The following is a 24,974-nucleotide window of genomic DNA, read 5'->3' as shown; positions in this document are numbered from 1 at the left end:
AACAAATGGCAATGTTGTCCATGAGCGGGCTTCTAATGGACAAGTTCCGGCTTGCAAATGGCAATGTTGTCCATGAGCGGGCTTCTTACGGACAAGTTCCTGCTTACAAGAGTCAAAGTTGTCCATGAACATGCTTCTTACGGACAAGTTCCTGCTTGCAAATGAGAAAGTTGTCCATGAGCGGGCTTTTATAAGAAACAATCTGCTTATAAAAAACAACCCCACAACAAAAAGGACAAAACCGGGATAAATCCCACGTCCTGTCCTTTTTCTAGTAACCTGTTATTTAAAATAACTAACAATCCCGCGATTCTCTAAGCCTAAAAAGTCGACACCCAAGAAAAGAAGCACGGTAAAAACAATACTCCAAACTGTAATGCTCGCGGATACCCATGCAAATGTAGCTTTTTTTGTACCGCCAAAGGTCATACTGGCCAAGGCTGTTAAATGACTGCCGACAAGCAATGGTCCGAGCATTGCTAGGCCGGGCAATCCGTATTTTTTCCAAAGCGTGTGTGCTCTAGCAGACCGTTTGCTCTCTTTAGGTTCTTTGCCTTCTTTGCGTTTCTTTCGCCAATTCTGAATTTGGTTGATAAAAAGGATCAATAGGAAAACCGTTAATATATTCCCGGCTAAGCCAAGGATCATAACTGGAAACACTGATAAACCGGCAATGGAGGCAATCGGTATGACACCATATCCTTCGAAAAATGGAGCAGCTGCCAACAGAAAAACTAGTACATATCCCCAAAATGCTTTCATTAAATCTTCTCCCTATTCTAATGTTGTCTATATAAATAATACTTTAACATAATTTACATGGGAGTAATTTAAAGAAATGTAAATTTGTACAAAATCCTCTAATCTTAGCGGTCCTCAATAACAAAGCCATTTTCTCGATCATACGAAATATGTAAGTTTTTAAAAATAAACACGTTTGAGTGTTTGTCGATGATAAAAGGAATTCCCTCTATAGAAAACAGTATATCTTCTTCGTTTGCCCCATCCAGGGACAATTTGAAATCCACGCCCCCTCAGCAGCCTCCATTCGGATGTGCCTTTAAACGAATCTTTTTATGGCGGACATCTGTTTCCTGCAGCATTTGTTTAATTTTTGATGCCGCATCTGCTGTAAGTTTAACTGGTACCTCTTTCATATCCACGCCTCCTTTTATACACAAATATTCACCTTAACTTAAAAATTTCCTATTACCATCAAAAAAAAAACGCCTGTCCATAGTACATATATGTACAAGACAGGCTTTGGCTTTTTATCCAACTATTTGACTGACCATTTTAGTTACATCAGCTCTGCTTAATTTCTCTTTTCCAGTAGTCAGCGCTTCCAGTGTTCCAAATGCAAGAGTAAGAGGAATTTGACAGAAATGAAGAATCGTTTTCGTGTCGATTCCCTTCACATATCGATTCGCTTGCTCAAGATTACGTATTGCGTACTGCAGCATATCGTCAAACTTCCAATTTTCCGGGAAAAAGTTTACTCCACGAGTCTTGTCCTCGGAAATATTGCGAAGAATATTGACAGACTGCAAGCCACGTCCAAAGGCAATAGCTAAGTCTCTATCGGCCTCCGTGTTGTCATACCATTTCCAAATATCGGTCAGCATAACACCTACTAATCCGGCAACATAGTATGTGTATTCATCTAAATCATTTTCACTCTGAATTTTCCATTCCTTTAAAGCCCACTTTGCCATTCCTTCTGCCATTTCAGCAGTCGCATCAAGGATTTGGTCTAATACCCCTTCTGGGCAATACGCAATCCAGTCGTTTAACCGCAATGTGACTTCCGGAAGCTCTCCCTTGTATGGCTCGAAAAGGTCGTTCCATTTTTTTTCATCAAAGGGTTTTTTCAGCATTTGACTGATTGATAGTAAAAGCTCATTTTTTACCGATGGCTGCAGGTTTGGGTGATCTTCAATCTCGTCAATGGCTCTCATGCAAAGGTATGCAGAGGCAACAGCCTCCTTTAATCCAGGGGATAACAGACTAATTGGAATAAAAAAAGTCCGGCTTGTTTCTTTTAGTATATCTATCGCGCTTTTCTGTGAATTGTTCATTTCAGTCACCCTTAAAGCCCTCCCGTTACCATATCTACACTTATTATCGTTCATATCTGACTAAATTTATCACACTATTATAGGATAACATTTTTCTTGTGATTAGCATAATATTTGCATGAATTTGATTTTTTCTCTTTTATGGATAATGTACCTTTTTATGGAAATATTAATTAAAAATATGATAAAAAGGCTGTGAATACATTGGATTCTTATATTAATAAAGAATTTTCTATGAAAAATTGCTTTACACCTAATATTAGCAAGTCCCAAAAATTAAAGGTTGTTGATGTCACTGCAAACAGTGTTGTGATTGAAATGTATAACCCGGATTGCCGAGGTGTCTTTCCATCAGATAGTTTTCAGTACTGGCTGAAAAAAGGCTCCCTTATTCCTTTGCAGGAAAACGAAAAAAAGCTTTCCTGAACCAAAAAAATCAGGCAGTGCTTATCCCATCTGGAGGGACGCTGCCTGACTTTGTATATTTTCCAAATCCTAGACATTTGACAATTTAAGAAAGGTTGTTTAATTCCTCTGTTAAGCGCATAAATTCATCTTTATTTCTCTCACTTAACGACTGATCGATTTGCATTTTCAATGTCTTTTTCCGAAACTCAAGCAAGGCGTTGTTTAAAAATTGCTCCGCAAGTATAGAATCCATCTCTTCTCCAGGCTGTTGGGGTGAATTAAGCAAATGTTTTTCCATTGTGAATCAACTCCTTGACCTTTTTTCTATTTTAACAGTAATTTTTAGATAATTCAATAAAATCATTTAAAAAATATAAAAAAAGACTGTGAATTCCTTCACAGCCTCTTCTACCTATTGAGTTAACACCGTTAAACCAAGCCATCCAATAAGCAGATAATTTGGAATCACCAGCAAAACAGACATTGCTCTTTTATTTTTTGTAAGGCAAATTGCCGCCCCTATATAAAAGATCGGAAAAATAAGGCCCCATACATGAAACCGGGGTGTTGCGGCCAAATACAGAGATATTGGCAAAAGCAGAACTGCACAAATGTAAAGAATCTTCGGCTTTTTTCCTGCAATGGCTATTATTGATATGAACACAGAAGCAATCATAAACGGCCAGAAAAACAAACCCATTAGGATCTCCTCCCCTATTAAACGTCAAAACTCAGGTTAATAATTTTCCACTTATCATTGATTTTCTTAAAGGTTAGATTTAAAAACGTTGGCGGTGCTTCGTCTTTATAAAACTCTCTTATATGTACAATATAGGTTTGTTCACTTTCATCATAGCCAAAACCCTGTAAAACCCAGTCAACATAGCGTTCATGGCGTCCTTCGGAAAATAATAGCCATTCAATCTCTCCATCCACGATGGCATATATTCCATTATTTCTTTTTTCTAGACTGATATTCTCATGCAATAAGGGCTGTATGCTTTTCTTATCTCCTGTTGTATGTGCATATACAAATTCCCTTGATAAATTGCTAATAAGTGGGAATAGGTCTTTTTCGTGCTCACACTCTGAAACTCTCTGTGTTAATTCCTTAATCTTTTTTTCTTTTACTTTAAGTTTCTCGACTAATTTTGTGTTTTCTTCTGAAATATGTTCTGAGGAATCTGTGGCTGTAGAGCATGAAGATATTAGAAAAAGCCCGATTATAAGGATTGGAACAATTTTTTTCATGCCTTACAGTCCTCCATGATCATTTTCTATTATTATAACAAATATTCCCACTAATGAGTTTATTTGATTCTAATTCATGAAATAAGGCCCCGCTTAGGAGGGGGCCCATTTAAGAAGTACTCGTATTCAGCATTATTCCTCGTAACTTTGAATCGTATTAGCCAGATGTGCATAGGCACCGCCTGTACGGAGCAGAGCAGTAACCATGATGGCTTCAGCCATCTCCTCATTTGTCACCCCAAGACGCTTTGCATTTTTAGCATGAACATCTATGCAGTAAGGACATTGTGAAGCGTGTGCAACGGCTACCGCAATGATTTCTTTAAACTTTGCACTTAATTTTCCTTCTTTAACTGCAGTATCACTGAATGCTTTATATCCATTGAACGCCTCTTCTGCATATTTTCCTATTTGGCTAACATTTTTTAAATTGGACCGTTCGTACAATACGTCAGAGGCGTCCTCGCTTAGCGCATTAATGACATGTGTGCTATGAGTAATCGCTCCTCCGGCTTCGACAGCAGCAGTAACAAATACTGCTTCAGCCAACTCCTCTAGTGTGGCCCCTGCTTTTTTTGCCCCTTTTGTGTGGGTGTCAATACAATAGGGACATTCGGTTACATGGGTAATCGCAAGGGCTATAATTTCTTTTTCCTTTTTTGATAAGGCCCCCTCTTTCATAACAGCCTTATCAAACACAAGCATGGCTTTTAGCTGTTCTGGCGCTAAATTCTTTATTTTAGAGAAATGCTTTAAGTTTTCCTTTGAATAGTAGTCAGTTGACATACTCATCCCTCCTTTTAATAGCTTGCCCAATTTTTGCTATTTGATTGGAGAGATTTTTTCTGTTTGGTTCTCTTATAACACGATTATTCTTTAAATATAAACTTTTAACGCCTCATACCTGTATCCAAGATATTGATAATTTTGCTTTCGGTACATCTCCCTAGGCGTGTCTTCCCCGTCAGCAACTAGAATAACAGTTTTATCATGGAAGTTGTCCATTGCGTATTTTTGCAAGCGCGAGCCAATTCCCTTTTTCTGAAACCTTTCATGCACTTGCAGACCATCGATTTCCACTGTATTTTCCGAAATGATTAAATCCACCGAGCCTGCCGGTTTACCTTCATAAAGTGCCATAACTTGAAGGATTTGATCACTGTGAAAATTCCTTTTATACTGATCGCTTTTTTGCGCAGCAAATTCCGCTCCGTATTTAAGGTCAAATTCAAACTGGATCTGCAGATAAGTTTCCAAGATTTCTTCTGTAACAGGAACTACCTCAGTTTTTGCATCCTCCTTGACCGGAGGGAATTGTTTTGGCTGTATTGCGTATAGTTCTATAAAACCAACCATAAACTCTGATTCTTTTAAAAATATTTGTATATCATCTGGTATTTTACTATTGTCCGAGAAATGAAATTTTACATGCTTTTGGCCATTTTTCAAATGAAAAGAACGTAAATATTCCGCAGCCTGTTTAAATTCAGCAAGTGATAGATCCTCATTTTTGAAGCGGATATAATTGCTGTCGTACATTGTCAATAAGTCCGGATTATGTATATGTTCAAATTGGTCATTTTGAAATACTGTTTTTCCATAATGATGAATATGATCAAATGTTATATGATTCATGGTTCATGGTTCTCCTCACGCTTTTTGCAGATTTTTTTAAATACTGTGTAACTATCATTATATATTTTTTCTACAAGAAAAAACACTTCAATCCCTTCTTTAGCAATCCTTGCATATACTGACCCTGTAAAATAGAGGAGGTATGTATATGTATCGATATCCATATCAATATCAGCAATATCAAGTACCAATGTATGTTCCGGTTTATCCATATCCGCAGTCTTATATGTACATGCGGCAAAAGCCAACTCAGCAGGAGATTATGCAGGTGCTTCGCGGCCAGCACAGCAATCTTTATGAAACATTGGAAAAAGCCGGGATGAATCAGGGAATTGTTGATTACGTATTTACCTTGGCAGTCAATTATACGCTTAACCAAGCCAATCCGAACCAATCATCCGGCCAGATTTACAGACAATTTCAAAGACAAGTCCCATGGCTTAAGACATTATTCAGACAAATGAAGATTCCATTAGATACGGCTGACAATGTTTTGACAAAGGTGATTGAAGTCGTACTTGATGAAATAAAAAAAGGCGGTCAAGGACAACAGCCAGGTCAGGGCTGGTCAGGCTGGGAAAACCTTGGCGGTGATACCCCTTCTGCTCCAGCAGCTGCGTCGTGGCAGCCTAATCGATTAGATGTATTTGTTAGAGGTCAAGATAATAGTTTGTATCATAAGTGGTGGGACGGCAGCCGCTGGAGCAATTGGGAAAACCTCGGCGGGCAGCTGACTTCCGCACCAGCAGCGGTGTCCTGGGGACCTAACCGGATTGACGTTTTTGGGAGAGGAACTGACAATAGTCTGTATCATAAGTGGTGGGACGGCAGCCGCTGGAGCGATTGGGAAAACCTCGGCGGGCAGCTGACCAGTGGTCCTGCTGCTGCTTCTTGGCAATCGAACCGGTTAGATGTGTTTGTAAGAGGAACAGATAATAGCCTGTACCATAAATGGTGGGACGGCAGTCGCTGGAGCGATTGGGAAAACCTTGGCGGACAGCTGACTTCGGAACCTGCAGCGGTGTCATGGGGGCCTAATCGGATTGATGTTTTTGCTAGGGGAGCCAACAATAACTTATATCATAAATGGTGGGATGGCCGTCGCTGGAATGAGTGGGAAAACCTTGGCGGGCAATTAGGCTCTGCACCTGCTGTTTCTTCGACACGTCCAAATCGGCTGGAAGTCTTTATGGCCAGTCCAAGACGTAATCTTTATATGAAAACATGGAATGGCTCCCGCTGGTCTGATTGGCAGAATCTCGACGGCAATATTTACTCAGCTCCAGCAGCGGTGTCCTGGGGACCAAATCGAATTGATGTATTCGCCCGCGGGTCCGTTGAGAATGTTCTTCACACGTATAAAGGCAGATAAAATTTAAGCTTCGGGCCCGCCACGGGGCCCTGTTTTTTTTACTGAGCGAGATATTTGAAACATTGTTGGTCTTTTAAAACATTGGATTTTTCTGCACATCGATCCATTCTTCCATGTGTTCAAGCTCTCCAGCCAGCTGGAATAAGAGGTCCTCACGTCCTCTTGCCGCCATAATTTGGACGCCAATTGGCAATCCATCTGCGGTTTGGTGAATCGGAATGGACATGGCGGGCTGCCCTGTCAAGTTGGCTAGCTGAGTAAATGGCGTCCTCATTAAATTTTTCTGAGCAATTTCATCAACAACTCCTGCCCTTTTTAGAAGTCCTCCTAAACCCAATTTCCCAACTGTACTAATTAAGAATTTTTCCGATGAGGTGGGTGCAAGCTCCCCAATTTTTGGCGGGGGAAAAGCCGTTGTTGGTGTAATATAGAAATCATAGGTTTCATGGAAGGCTTCCATTTGATAGGCTGCAAGGTCCCATTCCTTTATGCTGAGAACAAACTCTTCTGCAGATGTTGCCTTTCCGAGCAGTCCAAGAAGCCACGTAGTTGGTTCAACATCATGAAAGGCTGCTTTTCTTCCAAGTATCTCCTCTAAGGATGCAATGGCTGCTGCTGTCTCACCAAAATACATGATTAAATAGGCTTTGGCTAATTTATTCCCATCAACAGGCGCATTCGCTTCTACCAGATGATGCCCCATTGACTCTAGTACTCTAGCGGTCTTTATTACGGCTGCTTTACACTCTTCGTGCACTTCAGTACCTATTGGTGAAGCTGTTGAGAATGCAATTTTCAGGCTCTTTTCGATCGGCGTTTGGGATGCTTTTAAATAGCTGCCATGGAAATTAGGTGCCTGAAAGGCTGCAGATTTTTCATAACCCGCCAGCTCATCAAGCATTGCAGCACTATCTCTGACCGATCTCGTAAGAACATGGTCAACTGATGCCCCTTGCCAGCTTCGGCCGTTTTTCGGCCCAACCGGTGTTCTTCCTCTTGTTGGCTTTAGACCAAATATTCCACAATAGGCTGCGGGAATTCGGATCGATCCTCCTCCGTCATTGGCACCGGCAATCGGAACCATTCCACAAGCCACAGCTGCTGCAGAACCTCCGCTCGAACCCCCAGGGGTGTAATCAGTATTCCACGGATTTTTCGCAGCACCATAGATCTGTGGCTCTGTAACAGCAACTAAGCCAAATTCGGGAACATTTGTCTGTCCGAGAAAAATTGCCCCAGCCTTCCGTAATTTTTCGACATAACAGGAATCTCTTTTTGACCGATAGCTCTTTAGCGCTTTTGATCCCATGGCTAGCGGTTCGCCTTCTATTTCTTGGGCGATGTCTTTTAAGAGCATCGGCACACCGGCAAAGGTCCCGTTCACAGGTGCCTCAGCCTCTTTCCTTCCTTTTTTATACATTTTATGGATGACTGCATTCAGTGCTGGATTATGTTTTTCGATTAGTTTAATGGCTTCTTCGATAAGTTCCTTTAAATGAACTTCCTTCTTCTTCACAAGCTCAGCTAATCCCAACCCATCATATTCTTTAAAATCTAATCCCTGCATCAGCCGCACCTCCAAGTTGAATTGGCTGCTGTGAAAATAATCTGCTGAAGCTCAGCATTCTTTTATCAATGTATTCTTTACTCTAATGTATTCTTCCTGCTGTATGAATAGGCGTTGCGGGAGAAAATAAGATTGAACGGGACTAAATTCATAAATATGTAACAGTGTTTTCCAAAAGTCTTTTCTATTCAGCAAGTTTTAAAACTTAAAGGCAACGGGCATTCTCTTCATCACTTTAACGCAATGGGGGCCTGTCCCCCAGCTTATTAACGTGATAAAGCGCCGGGAATTCCCGACGCCTCGCTTTATAATTGCTATGTTATTTGCCGTTTTTGCAGCTGCATGTGAAGCGGGTCTGAAGTTTCATGTAGCCGTACATTAGGGCTGCTTCTTTTCCTTTTCGGGTTTTGGCATTTATTTTTGGCCGCAGGCACCGGAGCAATTGTTTATCACAATGGCATCTTGATTTACAAGATCTTAAGCAGCGGTCATGTTTCATGCAGCATGCATCCACATCATTCGTTGGCCAGCCCGGTCCCCTGCAGCCCGGACCGCACCAGCGATATCCGGGAAAAACACAGAAATTATCATTGCTTCTCTTTGAATACACCCTATTCCCCCCTTCCTAATCTCCTATTAATAAAATATGGAAGGGTGGGATAAGGGCTTGTTCACATACCTAGGATGAATAAAATTACTACAAGAAGGAAAGTAGTATGATGATAATCAGCGGGACAAAGACTAGCAAATAACCCCTTGGATTAGCAAAATTAATTGTCCAGCCTATGCCAAACCGTTTCTCCACAAAAATGGATGGATCATTTTTATTAAAATAGAAAAGCCCGCCTTTCCAATATTGATCATCATTATAATCAGACATCCCACCGAGGGGTTGCCCAGTTATTTTTTCCCCAGCATTGCCAACCTTAACGGCATATATAATGGTACCTATTAATGTAACACCTAAAAAAATCAGCGGAGCAGCAATCAGCAATGAATGGCTAAACATATTCGGATGAATAGTATTCAATTGCAAAAACGAAAACAGCATGGTAATGGCAACCGCCATCATAAACATGAACCAGCTTGTATATTTTCTGGATGCAAGCTGACGAACCTTAGAACCTTCTGTATTTGCTGCACTTAATTTAATGCCAGAACGTTTAGTTGCTTCCACCATTCCTAAGAACATGAACTGAATGATTAGGATAATCAGCGGCAGAGAAATTACTGAAAAGGGATTTTTCTCCGCAAATGAATCAGCTTTTCCGTCAGGGCCCCAATGTGTCGGTATTTGCTCTGGAAGATTAGCATAGTTAGCAAGTGTGTAGCCAATCACCCCAAGAGTAACGGCTATAGGCAAAATATATACATACCATGGCAGCATTTCATCTTGTGTACGAACATTTAAATCGATAATCTTTACTTGCTTTACATCCTCATCCCAATTTTGGTTTCTCTTAAACTGCGTTGTTTTTGCGTGAAAATAAAAATATAGCGCCATACTGATAAATATAATGCCAAATTCGATTAGCGAACCGAAAAGAACAAGCTGAGCTTCACCGGGATTCCCATTAAGATACCATATGACATACGCTGCAGCTGATGTTATTGAGATCATTAATGTCAGAAATGAGTACGTTTTTTTATAGCCTATCAGCGTATTGTCATATCTATGTGCTTCCGGTACAGAAACGCCAAATACGACGGTTTTCTTCATTAAAAAAGGAATTGATGCTTGAACTCCCACCATAAAAATAATGATGATAAGAAATATCGCAAAGGTCACGATAATTCCTCCCTTCTATTTTCTATGCACTCATTCATTAATATACAGGTCATGGATCATGTCTGTTACGAGCTGAAGAATTTGTTCTTTTTCCATGCCTATCACAAGTGCTTCTGAAACAAGAGGTGTCCATTCTGCTTGGATCCTTGCGTGAATGGCATCTCCCACCATGATTTTTTGCGGAGGGAGAATAACTGCCCCTGATTTTGGTACAATTTGAATAATGCCTTTTTTCTCCAGTTCATGATAGCTTTTATTAACTGTGTGCATATTCACACCTAAATCGGCCGCAAATGCTCGAACCGATGGTAGGGTATCCCCGGGCTTTAGCATCCCTCTGGCAATTCCCTTAATAATTTGGTGTGTCAGCTGCGTATAAATCGGGATTTCAGACTGGGGTTCAACCTGAATAATCATCTTTTCCCCTCCCCTTCTGTTCTATCCTTATTATAACAAAACTGTTCTATTATTTGTATAACAATAAAAAAAGTCTCTACCTTTTCGATAGAGACTTAGGTGTATATATTTAGTTTTTCCCCTTAACTTCTTCTTTGACAGTTATCCCTTTATGCATGATGACAAGCTCTTCTGCCAATTCCTTAATTCGCTTTAGAACATCTTCATCAGCGATTTCGTTATGTTCGTTAAAATGGCTTCCATTCACGTAGACAAAGCTTGGTGCTACGTAACAGCGCAGGTATCCAGCAATTGGTTTCATTTGGTTCTCAACAACTAGATAATGCTGGTAAGTCCCTCCGTTTGCGACAAATCCCATTACCTTATGACGAAAAGCAGCAGGAGGCACCATATCGAAAATATTTTTTAATGGAGCAGGAAATGAGCCATTGAATATTGGGAATCCAACTAAATAAAAATCCGCTTCGGAAACCGCTTTTATCATTTTCTGTGTGTCCTGATTATATAATTCAGTTTGCCTGCCATCCATAAATTCTATATTGTAATTTCTTAAATCAAGCAGTTCTATTTCAATTTCAGGGTGATTTTTCTTAATTTCCTGGAGGACAGTATCGACAAGCACTGCTGTCTTTCCTCCTAAAATCGTCCCTGAAATCCCTAAAATCTTCATGAAATGAATCCCCTTTCGTTACACTTTGAGGCAAAGCTTGCCAGTTGTATTTTGTCAGTTACATTCATTATACAACTTATTTGTCTATTTTACCTTTTTCATACTACATAACATAAATTTACCCTCAAAACAGCAGCATCTAACTTCAGAAAGTAAATAATATTTCTTTTTAGTATAAAAAAGGATCATTTGAAGAAAAATAAGGAAAAAACGATCGAGGTGAAACAATTGGGACTGCTTAATGCCTTTAATGATTGGCGAACGTCCAGGCATGAAAAACATGTTTCTAAAATGCAAGAAATGGGAAAATGCCCAGACTGCTATGGACGGGGCTTCATTCCCTATCCCGCAAGCGAATTTGCTTATGTATCCAATGCTTTAGACTGCCCTGGCTGCAACGGAAGCGGACTTTACACAGACTGGAACGAACTTCAATAGGAAAACCGGGCAAAGCCCGGTCCTTTTTTTCAATAAGGTACATCAGACATTTATACTCATGTGAAAGTATCCTTGTTATTTTAATAACTACTTTTTACCAAAATACCATTTCCACAGTGAGAAACCAATAATGGCATAAATTGCGATTAATCCGTAAAGCCAAACGGAAAGCATTTCATTCACAAACATGAATCATTCCCCCTCAAAAGATATTATTCTGCTTTTGCCAAATCATCTGCCTTTATCTTCCCATCTTTTATGACATTAGCCAGTATGACCATGGCCACAATCCCAATGAATGTCGATATTGCCCCTGCGGTCATCGTACTTGGAACGATTCCTGCAAAATATAAAATTAAATAAGAAAATAAACCAATGATCATAGAAGCTTCTGCTGCTCTAGGTGATGCTTTATGTTTTCCGTAAACTGCATAGAGAATAGGCCCTAGTGTTCCAGCTGCAACACCAGAAATGCCAATCCACATAACGTCCCCCATATACATCGGTGGTTTTAGGACAATTAAAAAGGCAACAAGCCCTACAATTGGCACCGATAATCTGCTAATCTGCAATGCTATTTTTTCCGCTTTCTCCCCTTCTACCCGAACATAGCCACGTTTCACTAAAAATTTAAGAAAAATATCATTTGCAAATACGGTAGAGATAGATACAAACAACCCATCAGTCGTTGACATAGCTGCAGCAAGAATAACAACTCCAAAGAATGCCACAAAAATGGCTGGAAAAGCCCACGCAATGTATTCCATTAAAGCCAAATCTGCAACTATGTCTGAAGGTCCCAACGCCACCCTGCTAAAAATTCCGCCAAACAAGACGAAAACACAAAGGGAAGCTGTTATAACATAAGTAAGGATCATCTTTCCTAAATCCTTTTCGTTCTTTAAACCTAACACTTTATTAAATAGATGTGGGGCAGAAGCAAATGCCCATTGAATCGTAATTGCGCCAATTACAGCACCAATGGAATAAAAATGTGCTGAATCAGGATTAAATACCTTTACTAGATTTCCATCCTGGGCAGCCAAATTATTGGCGATATCTGAAAATGTCTCAGTAACCCCGCCATTCCAAAAAATTACGATTCCTGAAACAAACACGACAATACCTGCAATAGCCATTAAAATCACTTGAATCGCATCTGTGTAAATATCAGCAAATGCTCCTCCACCAAAGACGTACAATACGACAATAGCGGTAATAAGAATCAGGCCAGCTGTATAATCCATTCCCAGTAAATATTCAAAAATCCTTGCCCCCGCTACAAACTGTGCAGCAATATAAAAAATATTAAATAGTAAGATCAAGCCTGTACCGACACGTAAAAAATCACTTTGATAATAATCACCTAGCCAATCAGGTAAGGAAAGTGATTTTTGTTCTGCATTCAATTGCTTTATTTTTTTAGCAACCATAAGGACCCCAATAGCACCACCACCGATCATGGCGATAATAAGCCAAAGATTAGTCAGTCCCCATTCATAGGACCAGCCCGGATATCCAAGAAATGTAGCTGCACTTAAATAAGTAGCTGCAAAGGATAGGCCCAGCACTACCGGGCCGAGTCTCTCCCCACCTATTGCAAAGTCACGAATATTTTTCGTTTGCTTTGTCCCAACATACCCCAAGGCAAGCATAATCAATAGAAATAATATAAATCCAACCCATGTATACAAAGCTACATTATTCATTATTTTCCCCTTTCAAAAAAAGTAAATATATAGTATCTGAATTTTCGTGACTTCAAAAGTTTTTGTGTTCCTGTAATGCCCCCTCGCTAAATATTTTTATTCTCACTACAATACATATTATTCCTATGCACTTAATCAGAAATATTACAAAAGAACCCCTCATTTTTTTGGCTCTTATATAAAACAGCAAACAAAAAACCTCTTTCTGATAAGAAGAGGTCATAATATTAGCCTCCCTCATCGTTCAAGCATACGCTTGCTGGACTTAGCACCTTTTTACATTAGTAAAAGGTTGCTGCGGGATCTACGGACCAGGTTCCTCCCCCGACTCTTGATAAGGAAATACATATTTAATTAGTAAGAATAAATAAAATTTTACAAAACAATCGTCGATCTGTCAATTAGGAATTTTCTAAAAAATTCTTCGCCAATTACATTATTCTGGTGGCAGTTCCCAAATAGATTAAGCGTAAATCATGACCAGGATTAAAAAAATGCCAGTCGTCTAAAAGGATTTTTATCCTTCCAGACAAGCTGACACACTAGATTTCAAAAACAACCAGCTGGTTTCCACCCTGTTCCTTTGCCTGATAAAGCGCACGGTCTGCTGATTTTTTCAATTCGTCTACGGTTGTTCCATGTTTTGGAAATGCTGCTGCGCCTGCACTAATAGATATCGTTACCCTTTGGTTACCGAATCTTAATGGATGCTGCTGGTAATAATCTAACAGCTTTGCAAAACTAGTATCAAAGCACGAGCCATTCTGAAGAATAATCATAAACTCATCCCCTGCGTATCGATACCCTAAAGCACCGTTCTGGCAAATACTTTTTATCCCATCTGCAAGCACCTTTAAATACAAATCACCAATGTCATGGCCAAACCGGTCATTTAACTTCTTTAATTGATCGGAATCAATCATTAGAAGCGAAAACTCCTTCGACTCTTTATCTCTTACCATTTGATTTAAGTCCTCATGAAAGGCACGGTGATTCTTCAATCCTGTCAGTTCATCCATTCTCGCCATCACATAAATTTGCCTATACAATCTTGCTGTATCGATAGAGTTAATTACCTGTGCACCAATGATCTGCAATAGTTCCTCATGTTCCTTCCGATAAGCAAAATCTGAAAAGCTTTGTGCGGAAATAACCCCTTTGACATGATCATCGGTAATGATAGGCACAAAAATACAGGATCTTGAATCCTTCACACCAAACTGTGCCTTTGATTCATAAGCTTGGGCCTCTTTTTGCAGGTGAATAATTTTTCTCTTCTTAATCACCTCTGATGTGTAGTTATCCCCCATGCTAACATCATGATTAGGATATACTTTCCCTTCTTCCATCATGATAATAAAATGAATTCTTTCTGTTTCTTCATTATATAAAGCAATATAAAAAGAATCCGTCGGCATAACTTGAGAAACCATTTCGTACGCCTCTTTTAGCAAGATCTCTTCATTTAGAGTTTTACTGCAGACCTGTGCAAACTCATTTAAAATTTTATAATGTTTATTAAGCCAGCTGATATTTTCCATTTTTTCATTAGCGATTTCCAGCTGCTCCAATAACGGAAGTACAGCCATCCGGTCCCGATCATTTACATAGTTTTGTTCTAATGCCATAAGAATTTCTTTGGAGACCAGGTCTTTTTCAGTACCTAATTTCTTTACCAAATCAATAATAATTCTTAGGATATTTTGCAAGTTTGGAGTCGTCATATGCTACACTTCCACTGAAAAGTTTTCTTTTAAAACGAAGCTATTTTTCAAAAAAGTCAAATAATTCCACACCTATATCTTCTATCATATAGTCCTTTGTTCCTATCGTCAATCCTAATTATTTTGACAGCTCTGTGAATTTCAAAAACTTCCCAATAGGGAGCTATCAATCCACAATCGTTGAAAGCTCCCTAAATTTCCGCTGGATAAAAATTAGTCTCATAGATAAGAAAACACCGGCTGCAAGAAGGCCGAAAGTCAGTCCCAGCCAATATCCTCTTGCAGCTAAGCTTGTATAATTAGCCAAACCATAGCCTGCAGGCAAACAAATCAGCCAGTATGCAATCAGGGTTGCAATAAATGAGATATTGACATCCTTGTAACCCCTTAGAGCAGCCTGCGCTGTTACCTGAATGGAATCCGCTACCTGGAAAAACAAAGCAAATATGAGAAAATGTGCGGTTAAGCTTATCACCGCTTCTTCCGTTGAATAAAGCCCTGCGACCTCATAACGGAAGAACACTACTAGGATTCCGCTCACAAGCGCAAACATCATCGCTAAAAAAATGCCGAGCCAGCTATAGGTTTTTGCGTCCTGATATCGTTTTGCTCCCGCCTCAAATCCTACCAGAACAGTTTGCGCCAAAGAAATCGCAATCGGAATATTATATAAAAAAGATACAATATTTAAAGCAGATTGGTAGGCAGCAATGGTTGTCACATTATACCTGCTGATTAAGAGCGTGACAACGGCAAACATACTCGTTTCAAAGAAACTAGATAGACCCATAGGTACGCCAATTTTCAATATTTCTTTGCATTTACTGAAAGAAAAATCAATAAAATTTTTAAAAATATCATATGACGAAAATGGATCCTGCTTCTTAATGATGATGGCTGTGACAGCCAGGATCACCCAATAGGTAACTGAGGTTGCATAACCTCCCCCTGCACCGCCGAGCTCTGGAAAACCGAAATAACCAAAAACCAGTACGAAATTAAATAGCAGGCTAACAGGTAAAGCTAAAATTAATATGACCATGACAACCCGCGTTTTCCCAAGGGCATAGATAAACGATCTCAACACATTAAAAACGAATAACGGGATAATGCCCAGACTTAAACCAGTTAAGTACTGAAAGGCAACCTCCTGCACGCGCTCAGGAAGATTCATTAAATGTAATATAGGATCTAATAGGAAAAATCCGCTTACAATAACGAGCAGCCCGATAACAAGCCCGATATAGATCCCGTTCTTAACCGTAAGCGTAATCTCCTTATGGTTTTTTTCACCGAATAGTTGCGCTGAGATTGGTGATACAGCCAGCAGAATACCGCTTAACCCTAAAAAAATGGGGCTCCAAATCGAGGAACCAATAGCCACCCCAGCAAGATCTGATGACCCATACCTTCCGGACATAATCGTATTGAAAAACACCATTGAATACATGCCAAGCTGTGTAATTAATATAGGAAACAAAAGAAAAAAGATTTGTTTTACTTTCTCTTTGACTGTAAATGTCTGGTACATCCAAGTTAACTCCTTACCTCATTTTCAAACAATATCAATCATAGCAAATAAACTAGAATAATATAATGGTATTTATATTATTATGGCAATTAGAGCAAACATCCTTGCTTCACCATTCAAACTGTCATAGAATTATAACATTATAAAAAAATCTATCATTAAATAGGAGGGTAAGCGGAATATGACCTCTGTTATCGACCAGCAAAATGGAGTATTCAAGGCTGTATGTTCACTTGACTGCCCCGATCAATGCGGATTGCTTCTGCATAAAAAGGATGGAAAAATTGTTAAAGTACAGGGTGATCCAGACCATCCAGTTACCCAAGGGAATATTTGCAATAAAATTAGAAATGTGACTGCACGGATATATGATGAAAAACGCCTAACAACGCCTTTAAAGCGTGTGGGAGCAAAAGGTGAAGGCAAGTTTGAGCCAATCTCCTGGGATGAGGCTATCAAAACGATCACCGATCGCTGGAAGGAATTAATCGCCTCTGATGGCCCAGAGAGTATTCTCCCGTACAGCTATTATGGAAACATGGGAAAACTGACAGCAGAAGGTATGGACCGAAGATTCTTCCATCGCATGGGCGCTTCACTTCTTGACCGCACAATCTGTCAGGCAGCAGGAATCACTGGTTATCGTTACACGATGGGCGGAAATTTAGGTATAGACCCAGAGGATACTGTTCATTCTAAATTAATGATTTTCTGGGGAGTTAATGCTGTCAGTACCAATATGCATCAAATAACCCTGACCCAAAAAGCTCGAAAAAATGGTGCTAAGCTTGTTGTTATAGATGTTCACAAGAATCAAACAGGTAAAATGGCCGATTGGTTCATACCTATCTTACCTGGTACAGATGGAGCACTTGCTCTTGGAATTATGCATATATTATTTGCAGAAAACCTTGTGAATGAAGAATTCTTAAAAGAATATACGGTTGGACATGAAGAGTTAAGAGAACATGTAGTCCAGTACGACCCTGAAACAGTTTCAAATATTACTGGTGTGCCAGTTGATGATATATATAAGCTTGCGAGAATGTATGGCGAAACTTCCCCTTCCTATATCAGGATTGGCAACGGGTTTCAGCACCATGATAACGGCGGTATGGCTACAAGAGCCATTGCCTGCCTTCCAGCCTTAACTGGGCAATGGCTGGAAAAAGGCGGCGGGGCGATTAAATCAAATTCAGGCTACCTGCTTCCAAATACAGCACGTCTGCAAAGACCTGAGCTGCTTGAAAATAAGAATACACGGCTAATCAATATGAACCAAATTGGCCATGCCTTAACCGAATTGGATCCTCCAGTAAAAGCTTTATATGTCTACAGCAGCAATCCAGCGATTGTCGCACCAGACAGCAATAAAGTGAACAAAGGTCTGAAAAGGGACGATTTATTTTTAGTTGTTCATGATTTATTTTTAACGGAAACGGCTAAATATGCCGACATCGTACTGCCAGCTACTGCGTCCTATGAAAATACTGATTTGTATACATCCTATTGGCATAATTACATGCAGCTTCAGCAGCCAGTGATTCCTCCATATGGTGAATCAAAGGCAAATGTAGAGGTTTTCCGCTTATTAGCCCGCGGAATGGGCTTTGAAGAACCTGAGCTGTATGAAACGGAAGAAGAAATGATTGCTGATTCTCTTGCTAAAGCAAATAATCCATATATTGAAGGATTTACATTCGAAAAGCTAGCGGAAAATCATTTTCTAAAAGCTCATGTGAAGCCGCTGTTTCCGGGGAAACTCCCGACACCTAGCGGGAAAATTGAGCTTTATTCTGAGCAGATGAAACAAGATGGCTTATTTCCGCTCCCAGTCTATGCTCCTCTTCAGGAAGACGGAAACTTGCCATTTCATTTCATTCCGGCACCAAATCATAATTTCTTAAATTCTACTTTTTCTAATAATGAAAAGCATGTTTCACTAGAAAAAGAACCAAAGCTTCATATCAATGAACAGGATGCCAAAGAATTAGGAATTGAAGACGGTGATAAAGTCCGTGTGTGGAATCACAGGGGTGAATGTGAACTAAAAGCCGCTGTTGGAGAGAATGTTTTGCCTGGTGTTGTGGTTTCTCAAGGGATTTGGGCTGATGCACCTGGGACGAAACAGCTTGTAAACGCCCTAACCCCTGATCGGCTTTCAGACATGGGCGGCGGAGCAACTTTCTTCTCTGGAAAAGTCGGCATTGAAAAATTAAAGATGAACGCGTAAAAAAAGGTGTCTGCTTCTAGCAGACACCTTTTCCTTTACTTTTCTTCAGCTGTTTCTAACTGGTCTTCCCCATGTTTTTTCTTGTTAATAAAGTGAATGATAAATGTGATGACGAATGCAGTGACAATTATGCCAAAGAAAGTCATGTGTCCTAATTCGTAACCAAATACACTGGCAAACATTTTTGCAGCAATAATACCTATGAGTACAAAAGCTGTATTCTCAAGCTCAGGTACTTTTTCAATTAGTGTTAGGAATACTCTTGCCACTGTCCGCATCATCAAGATACCAAGCATGCCTCCGATTAAAAGGATCCAGACTTCCTCAGATACGGCAAATGCTGCTAAAATACTATCGACAGAAAAGGCTAAGTCCATTAATTCAACGGAAATGACTGTTGCCCAGAAAACACCAAGTGTACGAACAAGCCAGGAATCTTTTTTTATTCCGGACGCCTCTTCGTCTTCCTCACCCTTCCAGAAATGCTTAACAACCAGCCATGCAAGGTAAGCGGCCCCTAACACTTTTATCCACCAGAATTTGATGAGCATCGTGCCTAGCCCGATAAAGATGAACCGGAAGAAATAAGCGCCAAACAGTCCATACGTCAATGCTTTTTTCTGCTGTTTTTTTGGAAGGTGCTTAACCATGACAGCCAGCACAAGCGCATTATCTGCTGACAATAACCCTTCTAGAATAACCAGTGTACCAATGAATCCCCAAGAAACGGGATCGGTTAAAACCTTCCCCCACATATCCCAATCAAAAAATTGAGCATATGTGTTCATTAATTGATAAAAAATATCCACTTGTACGACTCCTTTAATGATGAATTTCTATTTACTATGAGTTATTTGTAGTGGTGAATTTTTTTAATCACACTTCTTTCTTAAGGATTCCATAAAATTGGTTTTCATATCCATATATTTAATTATAGTGCAATATTAATTAAAATTCTATTAAGATGATTGGAATAGTCGAAATGGAATATTTTTTTAAAAGTATATAACTCACCAGAAGTGATCATATAATTTATAGAATATTTAAATAATATAAAAGGGGGATGATCGAATGCAGAAAAATGATGAGATACTAGAATTACTAGAAAATGCGATTCAAACCTACGTAAGACCTGATACATTGCCGCTTGCGATCCGAGTGATGAAAAAGGGTGAAGAAGTCCCCGAACGAGTGAAGCGTCCTTATAGGGATTTTGGAAAAACCTTTAGCATCTGTCAGGGCGTCACGATGGCAAGAAGATATGGCTGGGCCATCGCAATGGATCGTGAGGATCTTTCTTGTCCGATTGCAAAAATTGCGTTTGGTTTCGAAGATCAATTGGAATATTATCTGGAAGGTAATTTAACTGACGGAATGTATACGAAGACATGTGATTTAGGAGCAATTACCGAAGCAGCTGTTCCTAAATTTTCAAAAGATGAAGCAGGCACTGTGCTGATGGCACCATTAACACGCACCTCCTTCGAGCCGGAAGTTATTGTCATATACGGAAACTCTGCACAAGTCATGAGAATGGTCGCGGCAGCACTTTACACGACTGGCGGCGAAGTGACTTCTTCTTTTACCGCAAGAGCTGACTGCGCCGATATCGTTATTAAAACCATGAAATCATATAAGCCACAGGTAATTCTGCCGTGTTATGGCGATCGCGTATTCGGTCAGACACATGATCATGAAATGGCATTTACCATCCCATATAAGGATGTCAGCGAATTTATTGAAGGACTTAAGATGACCCATAAAGGCGGCGTCCGCTATCCTGTACCGACCTACCTGCAATACGAAGCCAAGTATCCAAACACCTACGAAAAACTTAAATGTATGTTTGAAAAATAATAGAAAAACGGGACATGGTTTCTTCGGCACCTTGTCCCGTTTTGGACTAGCTTAATAGATTTTCTGGAATGATTTTAAAGCCTTCAATGACAGTATCCTCATCCACTTCGATTAATATACAGCGCTTGCCGTTGTAATTGACTTGTTTTACATATTTTAAGTCCTGTGGACTGATAGAGATATTAGCGACCTTTGTGTTAATTTTAATAGATTTTGCGTTATATTTTGGAACAATGCTTGTAGCCTTTAGCTCATGTTGCTTGTCATCTATAACTTTTTCAAAGGCCCGCTCAACCTTTTCTAGGTTCACATCTTCTACTCCGCTAACCTTTAAGACCCGCTCTACATCTTTATAATCCAGGGTTGGTGTGTCTTCCTGCTCTTCTTCATCCATAATCCGGTTAATTTCTTCATAGACATTAGCAAGTGTTGAAGCATCCATTTGGTCCCCGACGACATCTTTGACAATCTCTTCAAAAACGATTTTATCCTCCTGGGCCGTCATAAGTTCTTCAGCATTTAGAACCTCTTCTACAAAATGATAATCGGGCTGATTCGCTTTTCCTGCAGAATAAAGAACATGGTTCACATCCGTGAAATGTTCCGTAAAGCATGGGAACAAAAAGCCAGCCATTGGTGCACTAAGATTAATAATTGCATCTACCACAATATTGGACTTAAATTCTCTTTCAATATAATCGAACAATAACGTTTTCTTTGGCTGCACGGTCTTATTGATGCTGCAAAGAATAAACGGATGGTTGAGCACCTCATCGCGGTCGCTGACTTCTGTCTCCTCATTTGATTTCTTTGTCGGTTTAAAATACGTTCCTCGGATAAAAGTGACGACCATATCTGTATCGTATTGTACGTCTTTGAACATTTTTTCAACCATTAAGAGCATTTGATCTTTCCAGTCTTCCACCTCACTGGATTGAAGTCCCTCAACAAGTATCTCCTGACTTTCTGCCTGAGTCCGAAATTTCAGTTCAAACAGCTTCACATCAGGCTGACCGGTCAGCACCTTTTTAAAATTGCTTAAAAACAATTCCTGCTGTTCATGCTCCAGCATTTGAAAAGGAAGGCATGCCTCATAAAATATTTCGCTGCTTTCCTTGCGAATATACACATTAAAAATATCCTGAATCTTTAATAAGTCATTATCAAGTTTGAACTGCTTGCGAATATTAGCTATATCTTTTTTATTCATCGTCATAACTACCCCTAGCTGTTTTTAGTCTACTAATGATTATATAGCAAATATTTGCGTTAAGGTAAGTTGAAAGTTTCCAATTACCAGCCGGCCTATTTTTTCCAGAACTAACAATCAAGGCTTGGGATTGATCGCTGCCCATGATAGCCCAATCATCAAAAACGTAAATACCAAAATAAACAAACTAATGCCAATCCCCCAAAAGGCATATAATCTCGATCTTCTAACTGTAAGCAATCCGAACAGACCAAGGAAAAAACCAGCTATCGGCAGATTGACAAGAAACATTTTCGGAAAATCATCAATATCAATGATTAATGCAACATTAACCCCCGCAAGCGCAATCAGAGCTATCAGGAAAGACAGGAAGCCTGAAATCGTCGGAAGTTTTCGCTGTTTTCCCTTGTTCTTATTGTTCATTTCCAATTCCATAGCTTCACTTCCCCCACCTTCATGATTTTGATTAGTTGATTATCCTTAAGTTTTCTTAATTCGGGAGTTGGTCCAGTGACGACTGCGCCATACACTTGGATTCCATGTTCCTCAATGTATGGAATTCGTTCCTTTAGCGCTAGCGTTTTTGCGTGTGAGATTTTTGCTGCCTTTTTTTCATCATTGGAAAGGAATTTAAGAATATCTAAAAAAACCTCTTCATTCGTCTTTTCTCTTCCGTTAAATGGCGACCATGTGGTGGTGTCGACCTGCAGCGGATAGCCGATTGGTGATACTGAATAACCCGCTTCATATAAGTTCTTATTTTCAAGCCCAGTATCAACAGCTGCCCATCTTACCTGAACATGATTCCCGAGCTGTTTTTCAAGCTCATCTGGTTTCAGTAATTGATTTAAAGAAAGATATATTTCCGCGACCGTTCCATCTGGCAGGTGCTCAAGAATATCCCAATCGGAATAGACCATTTTCCCGTGTGGCCCATCCGGATGATACAGCATACTCGATTCCATCCCTGTTATATCAGGAGAGAGCTTTTCAAGCTTCATGTCCCGCTCAGGAAAATTCGGCTTATCCAGCGCAAACCGGACCGAGTATTCCCCAGCTTTATAATCCTCTCTTCCAATCCGCTTAAATACGTCAAAATAAATATTCATTGTAAAAAATCCGATATCCTCTTCCAGTTCCATCTCTTCTAAGCTCATATTTGGCTCTGTTACATAGATGGTTTTTGTGGCAAGATCAATTAAATGATTCGCTTTACCGCCAATCGCATAATACAAATAGCTGCTTAGTGTCAGTACAGGGACTATTAGTAGTAAAACAGCCAGACTGATCATAATATTGGTTTGCAGTGCATGATTTCTGCCGGCTTTAACTAACTTTTTTTGACTTTTTTCTGTTCCTTTATGGCTTTTTTCATAGTCTTGCATCGATTCTTTTAAGTACGATTGATAAAGTTCATCATCATTTTGGTTTTGCTCTTTATCCATCCTGCCTCCTCCTTTCTTTGACCCTTTCAACCACCTTTTTCCTGCCCCTTGATAAATGGCTTTTTAACGTATTCAAGTTTAGTTGAAGAATGTCCGCCGATTCCCTCAAACTTAGCCCATGCAGGTCACATAACAGCAGTGCATGCATTTCTTTTTCCTTCAAAGAATGGATGTCGTCCATCAGTGCAGTAAATCCTTCTTTTTCTAAAAAATCACTTTCCGGTGTTTTCATATTGATTCGATTATGTACTTCATCACTAATCACAAGCCGCTTATGTTTCCTGGTAAAATCAATGAAAACATAATAGGCAACTTTAAAAAGCCAAGCTTTAATATGATCAATAGTATCTTCCGAAAGCTGCAAGTACGCCCGGTAAAATGTCTCCTGGACTAAATCCTCCGCGGTATGGTGGTTTTTTGAAAGGGAAAACAAGTATCGATATAGATCATCCACATATGCTTCAAACGCCTCGTCTAAATCCACCGCTTTTCCCCCTCCAATCTAACCACGAAACATCCTGTGAAAAAGTTGCAGATCCAGGAAAATTATTTTATGTTTTTGTTAAATTTTTCTGTTCAAGCAATGGCTCATACATCATAATCGCATGGTTTTCTGTGATAAACTCATCATCGATTTGTTCTTTATTAAGATTAAATACCTTGCGGTGAATGGTATTGTGCCTTACGTATCCTCCCCAAAACTCCTGTGTGATCCAATGATCGTGTTCGTATACTTTATAGCTTCGGGTAGCAGGAGCATCAGACCGCCATTCTCCAACTAGATGGGTGTCATTTAAATACACAATCAATTGATAAGTGTGATTGGTTTCATTTTTTATTTGCAGATCCAGATAATTAAATGCACAAGTCGCACCGCTCCCAAAAGGCTGGCTTCGATTGGAATCTGGAAAAACATCATAGCTATGACGGTATCTTTCGGTTACAGTTAACGGTGAATGAAGCGTCATCCAATAAATCAGATTTGACAATTGGCATAACCCTCCGCCAACCCCAACCGTCACCTTTCCATAATGAAGGACCATTCCCTCGACATAGCCCTTGCTTCTAGTCATATTCCCAAGCAGCCGCCAGTAGGAGAACGTCTCCCCAGGTTTTATAATGATTTTATGGAGCCGCTCTGTGGCGATTTTAAGATTTTTCACCTTATTATGCTGCAGCCACATATCAACATCCTTCAACTGCCGAAGCAAAATCGTTTGATGGGTAAAAGTAACATGCGGAAGCAGGGTTTCACTCTTTTTTAAAGCATATTTCTTTTTGCCAAAAAACCACTCAGCATATCTCTTGGTCCGATAATACTTTTTTCCAAAATAGATTCTAAGCCGACTTCTGTATTTTGGCTTTAATAAAAACATATTTCCCTCTCCTTTCGCCATTAGCTCTCAACCAAACATTCGACAAAAATAACGGATGCCCTTTTTGAGATTTTCATAAATTTAATCTGCAGTATTTCTTGTAAGTAATCTAAAGTCTTCCATTCACTTATAGCAAAAAAGCCTACAATCAAAGATTGCAGGCTAAAGGTACTAATGATAATACACAAAAAGAGGCTGGGACATAATTAGCTTCAAATAGTGACAAAGGAGAATTTGAGTTCACTCAAATTCTCCTTTGTCTAT

The 24,974-nt window shown here is 39.7% G+C and carries 28 protein-coding genes and 1 riboswitch; of the genes, 5 read left to right on the top strand and 23 right to left on the bottom strand.

The window, feature by feature from the left end; genetic code table 11:
• Nucleotides 1–282: 282 nt before the first annotated feature.
• The 4 genes from AC1Q59_RS23365 to AC1Q59_RS23350 all read right to left on the bottom strand — a co-directional run bounded on the left by AC1Q59_RS23365 (nucleotide 283) and on the right by AC1Q59_RS23350 (nucleotide 2,087).
• Complete coding sequence (locus AC1Q59_RS23365) at nucleotides 283–762, bottom strand: small multi-drug export protein (protein ID WP_492368277.1); 480 nt, start codon at nucleotides 760–762, stop codon at nucleotides 283–285.
• A 104-nt stretch (nucleotides 763–866) separates the two neighbouring features.
• Nucleotides 867–1,028 (bottom strand): hypothetical protein, encoded by a 162-nt coding sequence (locus AC1Q59_RS23360; protein ID WP_492368276.1) that lies wholly within the window; start codon nucleotides 1,026–1,028, stop codon nucleotides 867–869.
• A gap of 6 nt (nucleotides 1,029–1,034) precedes the next feature.
• Entirely contained in the window at nucleotides 1,035–1,157 is a 123-nt protein-coding gene (locus tag AC1Q59_RS23355) for a hypothetical protein (RefSeq protein ID WP_492368275.1), read from the bottom strand.
• A 114-nt stretch (nucleotides 1,158–1,271) separates the two neighbouring features.
• On the bottom strand, nucleotides 1,272–2,087 hold the full coding sequence (locus AC1Q59_RS23350) for a squalene/phytoene synthase family protein (RefSeq protein WP_492368274.1): 816 nt from the start codon (nucleotides 2,085–2,087) through the stop codon (nucleotides 1,272–1,274).
• 195 nt (nucleotides 2,088–2,282) lie between these two features.
• On the opposite strand from AC1Q59_RS23350, the gene AC1Q59_RS23345 reads away from it, so the two are divergent.
• The gene (locus AC1Q59_RS23345; RefSeq protein WP_492368273.1) at nucleotides 2,283–2,504 is read left to right on the top strand and encodes a hypothetical protein; all 222 of its coding nucleotides are present in this window, start codon (nucleotides 2,283–2,285) and stop codon (nucleotides 2,502–2,504) included.
• 85 nt (nucleotides 2,505–2,589) lie between these two features.
• On the opposite strand, the gene AC1Q59_RS23340 is transcribed toward AC1Q59_RS23345, so the two are convergent.
• The 5 genes from AC1Q59_RS23340 to AC1Q59_RS23320 form a co-directional block, all read right to left on the bottom strand.
• Nucleotides 2,590–2,784, bottom strand: a complete 195-nt coding sequence (locus AC1Q59_RS23340) for an IDEAL domain-containing protein (protein WP_492368272.1) — start codon at nucleotides 2,782–2,784, stop codon at nucleotides 2,590–2,592.
• A 114-nt stretch (nucleotides 2,785–2,898) separates the two neighbouring features.
• On the bottom strand, nucleotides 2,899–3,186 hold the full coding sequence (locus AC1Q59_RS23335) for a hypothetical protein (RefSeq protein ID WP_492368271.1): 288 nt from the start codon (nucleotides 3,184–3,186) through the stop codon (nucleotides 2,899–2,901).
• A 17-nt stretch (nucleotides 3,187–3,203) separates the two neighbouring features.
• Nucleotides 3,204–3,737 (bottom strand): hypothetical protein, encoded by a 534-nt coding sequence (locus tag AC1Q59_RS23330; RefSeq protein ID WP_492368270.1) that lies wholly within the window; start codon nucleotides 3,735–3,737, stop codon nucleotides 3,204–3,206.
• Nucleotides 3,738–3,869: 132 nt separating this feature from the next.
• Nucleotides 3,870–4,523 (bottom strand): carboxymuconolactone decarboxylase family protein, encoded by a 654-nt coding sequence (locus tag AC1Q59_RS23325; protein ID WP_492368269.1) that lies wholly within the window; start codon nucleotides 4,521–4,523, stop codon nucleotides 3,870–3,872.
• 90 nt (nucleotides 4,524–4,613) lie between these two features.
• Nucleotides 4,614–5,372 carry a GNAT family N-acetyltransferase gene (locus tag AC1Q59_RS23320; protein ID WP_492368268.1) on the bottom strand — a complete coding sequence of 253 codons (759 nt, stop codon included), beginning with the start codon at nucleotides 5,370–5,372 and terminating at the stop codon, nucleotides 4,614–4,616.
• 148 nt (nucleotides 5,373–5,520) lie between these two features.
• Between AC1Q59_RS23320 and AC1Q59_RS23315 the strand changes: the two genes are divergently transcribed.
• Nucleotides 5,521–6,744, top strand: coding sequence for a PLL family lectin (locus AC1Q59_RS23315; protein WP_492368267.1), 1,224 nt, complete (start codon nucleotides 5,521–5,523; stop codon nucleotides 6,742–6,744).
• A 73-nt stretch (nucleotides 6,745–6,817) separates the two neighbouring features.
• Here the strand turns inward: AC1Q59_RS23315 and AC1Q59_RS23310 are convergent, their stop codons facing one another.
• From AC1Q59_RS23310 to AC1Q59_RS23290, 5 genes are all read right to left on the bottom strand, one after another.
• On the bottom strand, nucleotides 6,818–8,311 hold the full coding sequence (locus tag AC1Q59_RS23310; RefSeq protein ID WP_492368266.1) for an amidase: 1,494 nt from the start codon (nucleotides 8,309–8,311) through the stop codon (nucleotides 6,818–6,820).
• 319 nt (nucleotides 8,312–8,630) lie between these two features.
• Nucleotides 8,631–8,921: a phospholipase A2 family protein gene (locus tag AC1Q59_RS23305; RefSeq protein WP_492368265.1), complete on the bottom strand. Its 291-nt coding sequence runs from the start codon at nucleotides 8,919–8,921 to the stop codon at nucleotides 8,631–8,633.
• An 87-nt stretch (nucleotides 8,922–9,008) separates the two neighbouring features.
• Nucleotides 9,009–10,100, bottom strand: coding sequence for a DUF1648 domain-containing protein (locus AC1Q59_RS23300; protein ID WP_492368264.1), 1,092 nt, complete (start codon nucleotides 10,098–10,100; stop codon nucleotides 9,009–9,011).
• Nucleotides 10,101–10,130: 30 nt separating this feature from the next.
• Complete coding sequence (locus AC1Q59_RS23295; RefSeq protein ID WP_492368263.1) at nucleotides 10,131–10,517, bottom strand: GntR family transcriptional regulator; 387 nt, start codon at nucleotides 10,515–10,517, stop codon at nucleotides 10,131–10,133.
• 109 nt (nucleotides 10,518–10,626) lie between these two features.
• Nucleotides 10,627–11,187, bottom strand: coding sequence for an NADPH-dependent FMN reductase (locus AC1Q59_RS23290; RefSeq protein ID WP_492368262.1), 561 nt, complete (start codon nucleotides 11,185–11,187; stop codon nucleotides 10,627–10,629).
• 189 nt (nucleotides 11,188–11,376) lie between these two features.
• On the opposite strand from AC1Q59_RS23290, the gene AC1Q59_RS23285 reads away from it, so the two are divergent.
• Nucleotides 11,377–11,625 carry a methionine aminopeptidase gene (locus tag AC1Q59_RS23285; RefSeq protein WP_492368261.1) on the top strand — a complete coding sequence of 83 codons (249 nt, stop codon included), beginning with the start codon at nucleotides 11,377–11,379 and terminating at the stop codon, nucleotides 11,623–11,625.
• 212 nt (nucleotides 11,626–11,837) lie between these two features.
• On the opposite strand, the gene AC1Q59_RS23280 is transcribed toward AC1Q59_RS23285, so the two are convergent.
• The 3 genes from AC1Q59_RS23280 to AC1Q59_RS23270 all read right to left on the bottom strand — a co-directional run bounded on the left by AC1Q59_RS23280 (nucleotide 11,838) and on the right by AC1Q59_RS23270 (nucleotide 16,589).
• On the bottom strand, nucleotides 11,838–13,334 hold the full coding sequence (locus AC1Q59_RS23280; RefSeq protein WP_492368260.1) for a sodium:solute symporter family protein: 1,497 nt from the start codon (nucleotides 13,332–13,334) through the stop codon (nucleotides 11,838–11,840).
• Between the two features lie 234 nt (nucleotides 13,335–13,568).
• Nucleotides 13,569–13,675: riboswitch (SAM riboswitch) on the bottom strand.
• A gap of 201 nt (nucleotides 13,676–13,876) precedes the next feature.
• Nucleotides 13,877–15,058 carry a sensor domain-containing diguanylate cyclase gene (locus tag AC1Q59_RS23275; RefSeq protein WP_492368259.1) on the bottom strand — a complete coding sequence of 394 codons (1,182 nt, stop codon included), beginning with the start codon at nucleotides 15,056–15,058 and terminating at the stop codon, nucleotides 13,877–13,879.
• A 166-nt stretch (nucleotides 15,059–15,224) separates the two neighbouring features.
• Complete coding sequence (locus AC1Q59_RS23270) at nucleotides 15,225–16,589, bottom strand: MATE family efflux transporter (protein ID WP_492368258.1); 1,365 nt, start codon at nucleotides 16,587–16,589, stop codon at nucleotides 15,225–15,227.
• 181 nt (nucleotides 16,590–16,770) lie between these two features.
• On the opposite strand from AC1Q59_RS23270, the gene AC1Q59_RS23265 reads away from it, so the two are divergent.
• The gene (locus tag AC1Q59_RS23265; RefSeq protein WP_492368257.1) at nucleotides 16,771–18,822 is read left to right on the top strand and encodes a molybdopterin-containing oxidoreductase family protein; all 2,052 of its coding nucleotides are present in this window, start codon (nucleotides 16,771–16,773) and stop codon (nucleotides 18,820–18,822) included.
• A 35-nt stretch (nucleotides 18,823–18,857) separates the two neighbouring features.
• Here AC1Q59_RS23265 and AC1Q59_RS23260 read toward each other — a convergent pair whose 3' ends face one another.
• A complete protein-coding gene (locus AC1Q59_RS23260; RefSeq protein ID WP_492368294.1) occupies nucleotides 18,858–19,610 on the bottom strand; it encodes a TerC family protein in 753 nt (250 codons plus the stop codon).
• Nucleotides 19,611–19,893: 283 nt separating this feature from the next.
• Between AC1Q59_RS23260 and AC1Q59_RS23255 the strand changes: the two genes are divergently transcribed.
• Complete coding sequence (locus tag AC1Q59_RS23255) at nucleotides 19,894–20,679, top strand: DUF169 domain-containing protein (RefSeq protein ID WP_492368256.1); 786 nt, start codon at nucleotides 19,894–19,896, stop codon at nucleotides 20,677–20,679.
• Between the two features lie 46 nt (nucleotides 20,680–20,725).
• Here the strand turns inward: AC1Q59_RS23255 and AC1Q59_RS23250 are convergent, their stop codons facing one another.
• The 5 genes from AC1Q59_RS23250 to AC1Q59_RS23230 form a co-directional block, all read right to left on the bottom strand.
• Nucleotides 20,726–21,889, bottom strand: coding sequence for a DUF4317 domain-containing protein (locus tag AC1Q59_RS23250; RefSeq protein WP_492368255.1), 1,164 nt, complete (start codon nucleotides 21,887–21,889; stop codon nucleotides 20,726–20,728).
• A gap of 117 nt (nucleotides 21,890–22,006) precedes the next feature.
• Nucleotides 22,007–22,324: a hypothetical protein gene (locus AC1Q59_RS23245; protein ID WP_492368254.1), complete on the bottom strand. Its 318-nt coding sequence runs from the start codon at nucleotides 22,322–22,324 to the stop codon at nucleotides 22,007–22,009.
• Nucleotides 22,309–23,334: an anti-sigma factor gene (locus AC1Q59_RS23240; protein WP_492368253.1), complete on the bottom strand. Its 1,026-nt coding sequence runs from the start codon at nucleotides 23,332–23,334 to the stop codon at nucleotides 22,309–22,311. The genes AC1Q59_RS23245 and AC1Q59_RS23240 overlap by 16 nt, the downstream gene beginning before the upstream one ends.
• On the bottom strand, nucleotides 23,327–23,818 hold the full coding sequence (locus tag AC1Q59_RS23235; protein ID WP_492368252.1) for a sigma-70 family RNA polymerase sigma factor: 492 nt from the start codon (nucleotides 23,816–23,818) through the stop codon (nucleotides 23,327–23,329). Before AC1Q59_RS23235 ends, AC1Q59_RS23240 begins: the two co-directional genes overlap by 8 nt.
• A 67-nt stretch (nucleotides 23,819–23,885) precedes the next feature.
• Nucleotides 23,886–24,731 (bottom strand): VanW family protein, encoded by an 846-nt coding sequence (locus AC1Q59_RS23230; protein ID WP_492368251.1) that lies wholly within the window; start codon nucleotides 24,729–24,731, stop codon nucleotides 23,886–23,888.
• Between the last annotated feature and the right edge of the window lie 243 nt (nucleotides 24,732–24,974).

It is taken from the genome of Cytobacillus sp. MT66, from assembly GCF_058792595.1.
This window is presented reverse-complemented; position numbering and strand designations above follow the sequence as displayed.

What these genes read in the sequence shown, in the direction of transcription:
- AC1Q59_RS23365 (WP_492368277.1), bottom strand. Translation starts at nt 762, where the DNA reads ATGAAAGCATTTTGGGGATATGTACTAGTTTTTCTGTTGGCAGCTGCT.
- AC1Q59_RS23355 (WP_492368275.1), bottom strand. Translation starts at nt 1,157, where the DNA reads ATGAAAGAGGTACCAGTTAAACTTACAGCAGATGCGGCATCAAAAATT.
- AC1Q59_RS23340 (WP_492368272.1), bottom strand. Translation starts at nt 2,784, where the DNA reads ATGGAAAAACATTTGCTTAATTCACCCCAACAGCCTGGAGAAGAGATG.
- AC1Q59_RS23335 (WP_492368271.1), bottom strand. Translation starts at nt 3,186, where the DNA reads ATGGGTTTGTTTTTCTGGCCGTTTATGATTGCTTCTGTGTTCATATCA.
- AC1Q59_RS23330 (WP_492368270.1), bottom strand. Translation starts at nt 3,737, where the DNA reads ATGAAAAAAATTGTTCCAATCCTTATAATCGGGCTTTTTCTAATATCT.
- AC1Q59_RS23325 (WP_492368269.1), bottom strand. Translation starts at nt 4,523, where the DNA reads ATGTCAACTGACTACTATTCAAAGGAAAACTTAAAGCATTTCTCTAAA.
- AC1Q59_RS23320 (WP_492368268.1), bottom strand. Translation starts at nt 5,372, where the DNA reads ATGAATCATATAACATTTGATCATATTCATCATTATGGAAAAACAGTA.
- AC1Q59_RS23315 (WP_492368267.1), top strand. Translation starts at nt 5,521, where the DNA reads ATGTATCGATATCCATATCAATATCAGCAATATCAAGTACCAATGTAT.
- AC1Q59_RS23310 (WP_492368266.1), bottom strand. Translation starts at nt 8,311, where the DNA reads ATGCAGGGATTAGATTTTAAAGAATATGATGGGTTGGGATTAGCTGAG.
- AC1Q59_RS23295 (WP_492368263.1), bottom strand. Translation starts at nt 10,517, where the DNA reads ATGATTATTCAGGTTGAACCCCAGTCTGAAATCCCGATTTATACGCAG.
- AC1Q59_RS23290 (WP_492368262.1), bottom strand. Translation starts at nt 11,187, where the DNA reads ATGAAGATTTTAGGGATTTCAGGGACGATTTTAGGAGGAAAGACAGCA.
- AC1Q59_RS23280 (WP_492368260.1), bottom strand. Translation starts at nt 13,334, where the DNA reads ATGAATAATGTAGCTTTGTATACATGGGTTGGATTTATATTATTTCTA.
- AC1Q59_RS23275 (WP_492368259.1), bottom strand. Translation starts at nt 15,058, where the DNA reads ATGACGACTCCAAACTTGCAAAATATCCTAAGAATTATTATTGATTTG.
- AC1Q59_RS23270 (WP_492368258.1), bottom strand. Translation starts at nt 16,589, where the DNA reads ATGTACCAGACATTTACAGTCAAAGAGAAAGTAAAACAAATCTTTTTT.
- AC1Q59_RS23265 (WP_492368257.1), top strand. Translation starts at nt 16,771, where the DNA reads ATGACCTCTGTTATCGACCAGCAAAATGGAGTATTCAAGGCTGTATGT.
- AC1Q59_RS23260 (WP_492368294.1), bottom strand. Translation starts at nt 19,610, where the DNA reads ATGAACACATATGCTCAATTTTTTGATTGGGATATGTGGGGGAAGGTT.
- AC1Q59_RS23255 (WP_492368256.1), top strand. Translation starts at nt 19,894, where the DNA reads ATGCAGAAAAATGATGAGATACTAGAATTACTAGAAAATGCGATTCAA.
- AC1Q59_RS23250 (WP_492368255.1), bottom strand. Translation starts at nt 21,889, where the DNA reads ATGAATAAAAAAGATATAGCTAATATTCGCAAGCAGTTCAAACTTGAT.
- AC1Q59_RS23245 (WP_492368254.1), bottom strand. Translation starts at nt 22,324, where the DNA reads ATGGAATTGGAAATGAACAATAAGAACAAGGGAAAACAGCGAAAACTT.
- AC1Q59_RS23240 (WP_492368253.1), bottom strand. Translation starts at nt 23,334, where the DNA reads ATGGATAAAGAGCAAAACCAAAATGATGATGAACTTTATCAATCGTAC.
- AC1Q59_RS23230 (WP_492368251.1), bottom strand. Translation starts at nt 24,731, where the DNA reads ATGGCGAAAGGAGAGGGAAATATGTTTTTATTAAAGCCAAAATACAGA.